The organism is Chryseobacterium viscerum (genome assembly GCF_025949665.1).
Lineage (GTDB): Bacteria > Bacteroidota > Bacteroidia > Flavobacteriales > Weeksellaceae > Chryseobacterium > Chryseobacterium viscerum_A.
Genome location: NZ_JAPDFT010000001.1, coordinates 3,139,800 through 3,146,647 on the forward strand (window position 1 = coordinate 3,139,800; position 6,848 = coordinate 3,146,647).

Annotated in this window: 4 protein-coding genes and 1 rRNA gene; all 5 read right to left on the bottom strand. The window is 37.7% G+C overall.

All coding sequences use genetic code 11. The annotated features are described in order from the left end of the window. Positions 1-8: 8 nt before the first annotated feature. Positions 9-2,048 carry a potassium-transporting ATPase subunit KdpB gene (gene kdpB / locus OL225_RS14110; protein WP_264518673.1) on the bottom strand — a complete coding sequence of 680 codons (2,040 nt, stop codon included), beginning with the start codon at positions 2,046-2,048 and terminating at the stop codon, positions 9-11. 177 nt (positions 2,049-2,225) lie between these two features. Further along, the gene (gene kdpA, locus OL225_RS14115) at positions 2,226-3,920 is read right to left on the bottom strand and encodes a potassium-transporting ATPase subunit KdpA (protein ID WP_264518674.1); all 1,695 of its coding nucleotides are present in this window, start codon (positions 3,918-3,920) and stop codon (positions 2,226-2,228) included. Between the two features lie 6 nt (positions 3,921-3,926). Continuing rightward, positions 3,927-4,004, bottom strand: a complete 78-nt coding sequence (locus OL225_RS22075; RefSeq protein WP_077415921.1) for a potassium-transporting ATPase subunit F — start codon at positions 4,002-4,004, stop codon at positions 3,927-3,929. A gap of 353 nt (positions 4,005-4,357) precedes the next feature. Beyond that, entirely contained in the window at positions 4,358-5,680 is a 1,323-nt protein-coding gene (locus OL225_RS14120) for a sigma-54-dependent transcriptional regulator (protein WP_264518675.1), read from the bottom strand. A 1,074-nt stretch (positions 5,681-6,754) separates the two neighbouring features. Next, positions 6,755-6,848: ribosomal RNA gene (gene rrf, locus OL225_RS14125) — 5S ribosomal RNA — on the bottom strand; the annotation flags it as partial.

Consider the following 6,848-nt stretch of genomic DNA (forward strand, 5'->3'; position numbering starts at 1 on the left):
TTTAAATTTTAATAGAATAAACTGATTACCAGATCAATGATTTTGATTCCAATAAACGGAACAATTACTCCGCCAAGGCCGTAGATCAAAAGGTTTCTTCTCAGTAATGCGCTTGCGCCAATTGGTTTGTAAGCCACTCCTTTCAACGCCAGCGGAATCAGGAACGGAATAATTACCGCATTGAAAATAACCGCTGATAATATGGCTGTTTCCGGACTGTGAAGGTTCATAATATTCAACTTCTGAAGAGAAGGAATAAAAGTGATAAAGAGCGCCGGAATAATGGCAAAATACTTAGCAACGTCGTTCGCAATACTGAAAGTCGTCAAGGTTCCTCTTGTCATTAGCAGCTGCTTCCCGATCTCCACAATTTCGATTAGTTTTGTCGGGTCATTATCAAGATCTACCATGTTACCGGCTTCCTTAGCAGCCTGTGTTCCGCTGTTCATCGCTACACCTACATCTGCCTGGGCCAGTGCCGGAGCATCATTGGTACCATCTCCCATCATGGCAACCAGCTTACCTTCCTGCTGTTCCTTTTTAATGTAATTCATCTTATCTTCAGGTTTGGCTTCGGCGATAAAATCGTCTACTCCTGCTTTTTCTGCGATAAATTTTGCTGTCAAAGGATTATCTCCGGTTACCATTACCGTTTTCACGCCCATTTTTCTCAGTCTCTGGAAACGTTCCTGAATTCCGGTTTTGATGATATCCTGAAGTTCAATAACGCCCCATACTTTTTCATTTACGGCTACTACCAAAGGTGTTCCTCCGTTTTCAGAAATTTTGGTCACCGCATCCTGGGTTTCCTGTGGGAAGATATTCCCGGCTTTTTCAGTCAGTTTTTTTATAGTGTCATAAGCTCCTTTACGGATTCTTGTGTCGTCAAAATCAATCCCTGAAGTTCTGGTTTCCGCTGTAAAATCAATATAAGTAGGATTAGGAACCAATAAATCCTCAGATTTCAAAGCGCTTAGTTCAATGATGGATTTCCCTTCAGGTGTTTCATCGGCTACAGAACTTAATGCAGAAGCTTTAATGAATTCTTCAAGCTGAATTCCATTAGAAGGATGAAATTGAGTTGCCTTACGGTTTCCAATAGTGATTGTTCCCGTTTTATCAAGCAGCAGAACATCAATATCTCCTGCTGTTTCTACAGCTTTACCGCTTTTGGTAATCACATTCGCTCTCAATGCTCTGTCCATCCCCGCAATCCCGATTGCAGAAAGCAGACCGCCGATGGTTGTCGGAATAAGACAAACGAAAAGAGATATAAATGCCGCAATAGTAATCGGAGTCTGCGCATAGTCTGCAAAAGGCTTTAAAGTGAGGGTAACAATAATAAATGTAAGGGTAAATCCTGCTAAAAGTATAGTTAATGCGATTTCGTTAGGTGTTTTCTGTCTTGATGCTCCTTCTACAAGGGCAATCATTTTATCTAAGAAGGATTCTCCTGGCTTTGTAGTTACTTTTACTTTAATTCTGTCTGAAAGTACTTTCGTTCCGCCTGTTACAGAGCTTTTGTCTCCTCCTGCTTCACGGATTACCGGTGCACTTTCTCCTGTAATTGCAGACTCATCAATGGTTGCAAGACCTTCAATAATCTCACCATCCATAGGAATCTGATCTCCGGCTTCACAAAGGAAAATATCGCCTAATGTCATTTCTGCAGACATCTTCAGTCTTGTTTCAACCTGAAATCCTGGTTTGTTATCAAGCACTAATTTAGCTGGAGTTTCTTCCCTTGTTTTTCTAAGGGTATCAGCCTGTGCTTTTCCTCTTGCCTCTGCAATAGCCTCTGCAAAATTGGCAAACAGAACAGTGAAAAATAAAATAATAAATACTAAAAAGTTATAGGAAAAGCTTCCCTGGGTTTTATCACCAGTAAGACTGAACATGCTTACGATAAACATGACAATAGTTCCGATCTCCACCAGGAACATTACCGGATTTTTAAACATAATTTTCGGATTCAGCTTTACGAAGGACTGTTTGATCGCTTCGTTTACCAAATCTCTCTGAAACAATGTTTGTGACTGATTTTTCATTTTTTTGAAAGAGTTTATATCATTGTAAATCAATAATAACCATCAAGGTATACCAAATAATAAGGAGAGATATGGATAATATAAGTGAACGTTTCAGTAAGTGTAAGACTAGCTTTCTCCAACTTTCCGGCTTCCTTAATGGTTGAATATTGATTCTAATTTTTAATGTTCACATTTTTATTTTGAGAAATACTGAATCTGCTCTGCAATAGGACCTAGGGTCAATGCAGGAAAGAAAGACAGTGCTGCAATCAGTAAAATCACCGCCAGGGTCATAAATCCGAAAGTTGCCGTATCTGTTTTCAGTGTTCCTGAACTTTCAGGGATATATTTCTTCTGTGCTAATAGTCCTGCAATCGCTACCGGGCCTATAATCGGGATGAATCTTGAAAGTAACAGTACAATTCCTGTTGAGATATTCCACCAGGGTGTATTATCTCCAAGTCCTTCAAATCCGGATCCGTTATTCGCCGCAGAAGAGGTAAATTCGTAAAGCATTTCACTGAAACCATGGAAACCTGGGTTATTCAATGTTTTTGTTCCAAATTCCGGTAAATAAGCTGTTAAAGCTGTTCCTGCAAGAATTAAGAAAGGGTGAAACAAAGCCACAATCATCGCGATCTTCATCTCTTTGGCTTCAATCTTTTTCCCCATAAATTCAGGAGTCCTTCCTACCATCAGACCACTGATAAACACGGCCAGAATGATAAAGATGAAATAGTTCAGAATTCCGACTCCGCAGCCTCCGTAGAAGCAGTTGATCATCATGGCAAGCAGCTCATTCATCCCCGAAAGAGGCATTGTACTGTCATGCATAGAATTCACAGATCCCGTAGAAATAACTGTGGTTGCAATACTCCAATAGCCGGATGAAGCACTTCCGAAGCGTATTTCTTTGCCTTCCATCGCTCCCAGGCTGCTATCGGCTCCCATTTGTGTAATCAAAGGATTACCACCTGTTTCATTCACAACATTCGGAACGGTAAGAGCAAGAAAACCGACTGTCATCACAGTAAAGATTACCCATGACAGCTTTCTTTTATTCAGATAAAAACCAAGGGCAAATACCAATGCAAAAGGAATAATCATTTGAGTAACCATTTCTGTCATATTGGTGATATAATTAGGATTTTCAAGCGGATGTGCTGAGTTCGCTCCGAAAAATCCACCTCCATTAGTTCCTAAGTGTTTGATCGCTACAAATGCAGATACAGGACCTCTGGAAACATCAGCTTTCTGACCTTCCAATGTGATGATATGATCTTTTCCTTCAAAAGTCATCGGACTTCCGTTGATAGAAAGAATTAAAGCAACAATTACACTGATAGGAACCAGGATTCTGATCATTGATTTTGTGAAATAATCATAAAAGTTACCTAATTCTGTACTTGTTTTTTCTTTAAAAGCTTTGAAAAGAACCGCCATTGCCGCCATACCTGTTGCTGCTGTTACAAACTGTAAAAACATCAGATAAAGCTGGCTCAGATAACTTACTCCTGTTTCTCCCGAATAATGCTGCAAATTACAGTTGACTAAGAATGAAATGGTTGTATTAAAAGCCAGGTCGGGTGACATATTCGGGTTTCCATCAGGATTTAAAGGAAGCCAGGCCTGATTCAGTAAAAGAAGAAAACCTATGATGAACCAGATCAGATTGATCGCCAGCATGGCATACATATTCTGTTTCCAGTTCATCTGGCGGGCAGGATTAATTCCCGATATTTTATAAATTAACTTTTCAATGGGTTCAAAAACCGGATCAAGAAAAGTTTTTTTGTATCCATAAACATTAGCTATGTATTTACCTAAAAATATTCCGATAACTAACGTGACAGCAAAGATTGCTATAATGCCTAAAATTTCTGTATTCATGACCAATTAAAATTTTTCAGGTTTAATTAAAACATAACAGATATACACAAAGGCAAGTATTGAGAGGAAAAATAAACTCCACATAATTTATATTCTATCAAAAAATTCAACTGATTTATATAAAAGCCAAAACAACACTGCAAAAAGCAGAATTAAACTTATAAGCATCATATCTTAATCATTAGGGTTAAAAGAGTCAACAATACATACGATACAATCAGCAAACTCAAAGTTGAATGCTCCCGTTTTTTAAACGTTTTTCTTGAAATTGTCATTTTTAAATATTTTATTCAAGGACTATATGCCAAAAGAAAGTCCATTTTGAATAAAAAACATTCAAATCATTAAATAACAACACATTACAGCAAGGCAACAATTGTTATAAAACAACAAAAGCCTATCAAAATGATAGGCTCTTTATTAAAATGATAAAAAATTTATTTCAATCCGTATTCTTCAAGCTTTCTGTACAGTGTGGCAATACCAATCTCAAGTAATCGGGCTGCTTCTGCCTTATTTCCTTTTGTGTACTGTAGTACTTTCTGTATATGTATTTTCTCCAGCGAACGAATGCTCAATGAATCACTTTCCGGAGCTGCTTTTTCAGAATAATGAGGAAGGCTATCAGCATCAAGAATATTATTATCCATTAAAATCAAACTCCGCTCTACGGCATTTCTCAGCTCACGGATGTTTCCTTTCCAGTCATTTATCCCCAGAGCTTTATAATAGTCCGGACTTACCTGAACAGAAGACAAGTGAAGTTTGTGAGAAAAAAGATCAATAAAGTTCTTCGCAAGTACCTTCAGATCTTCTTTTCTATTACGCAGAGGCGGAAGACTGATTTCAAATACATTCAATCTGAAATAAAGGTCTTCTCTGAAGTTTCCATGCTTTATTTCATCTTCAAGATTTCTGTTAGTTGCTGCTATTAATCTGAAATCTGACTTTGAAACTTTCGTCTCACCCATTTTGATAAATTCTCTGGTTTCCAAAACCCTGAGCAACTTAGCCTGAAGTTCTATCGGCATCTCACCAATTTCATCCAGAAATAGTGTTCCTCCATTAGCTTCTTCAATCAGTCCTTTTTTATCTTTCACAGCACCAGTAAAAGCCCCTTGTTTATGACCAAAAAGCTCACTTTCCAGAATCTCCTTACTAAATGCTGAACAGTTAATTGCCACAAAGCTATTTTTCTTTCTGTCACTCCCTTCATGAATAGCACTGGCAAAGACTTCTTTACCCGTTCCTGTTTCTCCCGTAAGAAGAACGGCTGCATCTGTTAAAGCCACTTTTTCTGCCAACTTTTTAGCCTGCAGAATTAAAGGTGATTTACCAATAATCTGATCAAAACCTTTGGTAACAACCTGCTGAACCATTCTTGACTTGTTATCTTTTACCTTATCAAGAACTTTATACACCAATGGGATAATTTTCTCATTATCGTCACCTTTCACCAGATAATCGTAAGCGCCATTCTTCATGGCTTGTACCGCATCCGTGATATTTCCAAATGCAGTCATTAAAATAATTTCCAGTTGAGGATATTTAGTTTTAATCGACTTAACCAATTCTACCCCAAAAGCATCAGGAAGACGAACATCACTAAGAACAACATCAAAATCATATTGCTCCAGCATCGTCATCGCTGAGCGTGCTGTAGAAGCTTCTTTTACATTAAAATTTTCTTGGGAAAGGATCATTCCTAGCAATTTAAGGAGTTTGATCTCATCATCGATGATCAGAATATTTCCTGACATTATAATTATTTTTGGAAAACTGATACAAACTTATTGAATTTATTCGAGTAAAACGGGTTTCTACAAGGAAATAGTTTATAGAACAGCTAGTGATATTTCAGGAGCATTCACCCGCTATCCATTCATACTCCTCACGCCATCGCGCTCCCACACTCAAACCCACTTTCTCTCTCACCCAAGTTGCGGGGTAACCATTGCTATCGGGGCTAAAACTAATTATGAATGATGAATTATTAATTATGAGTTATGAGTTGCGGGATCCAGATTAGGAAGAGTCAATTTTACACAGTAAGATCTAATATCCCAACTATGTCATTCCGTAGGAATCCGGCCACATGTATTAGGGTCTAAAGAATTTATAGGAATACTCAGAACTATCAGAGTTTTTTTAATACTTAAGTGATTTGATAATCTTAGATAGAGTTGATGATAGAACTTTAAAATGTATTGTTTAGACTCCTGCGGAGTGACAAGATGGGTGTTGTAAACGGTAATGGTGACAACAAAGAAGGAGTAAATTGTAAGATCAGGAAGGGAAAAGCAATAATGAATAATAAATTATGAGTTATGAATTATGAGGATCCAGATTAGGAAGAGTCAATTTTACATAGTAAGATCTAATATCCCAACTATGTCATTCCGTAGGAATCCAGTCACATTTATTAGGGTCTAAAGGATTCAAAGGGATGCTACAGAACTACAGGGGGGTAATATTTTAGTGATTTGATAATCTTAGATAAAGTTGATGATAGAACTTTAAAATTGGTTGTTTAGATTCCTGCGGAGTGACAAACTGCGTGTGGTGAACGGTAGTTGTGACTACAAATAAGAAGTCAGTAGGAAGATAAGGAAGGGAAAAGCAATAATGGGTAATGAATAATCAGTAATGAGTCATGGATGATGAATAGGTAATAATAACATCTGCCATGACAGAATGATGAGTGATGACTATTGTTTATTATTTATTGCTCATTACTTATGTTTAGAATTGTAGCTGCTTATTTAGCTGGATTAGGTATACAACAAAAAAAATCCTTTATCATCAGATAAAGGATTTTTTAAAAATAAAATAAAAACTGGCGGCGGCCTACTCTCCCGCTTTCGCAGTACCATCGGCGCTGGTGGGCTTAACTTCTGTGTTCGGAATGGGAACAGGTGAGCCCCACCG

Bases quoted from the DNA above. Each gene is read 5' to 3' on its own strand.
- kdpB (WP_264518673.1), bottom strand. From the start codon at position 2,048: ATGAAAAATCAGTCACAAACATTGTTTCAGAGAGATTTGGTAAACGAA.
- kdpA (WP_264518674.1), bottom strand. From the start codon at position 3,920: ATGAATACAGAAATTTTAGGCATTATAGCAATCTTTGCTGTCACGTTA.
- OL225_RS22075 (WP_077415921.1), bottom strand. From the start codon at position 4,004: ATGTGGAGTTTATTTTTCCTCTCAATACTTGCCTTTGTGTATATCTGT.
- OL225_RS14120 (WP_264518675.1), bottom strand. From the start codon at position 5,680: ATGTCAGGAAATATTCTGATCATCGATGATGAGATCAAACTCCTTAAA.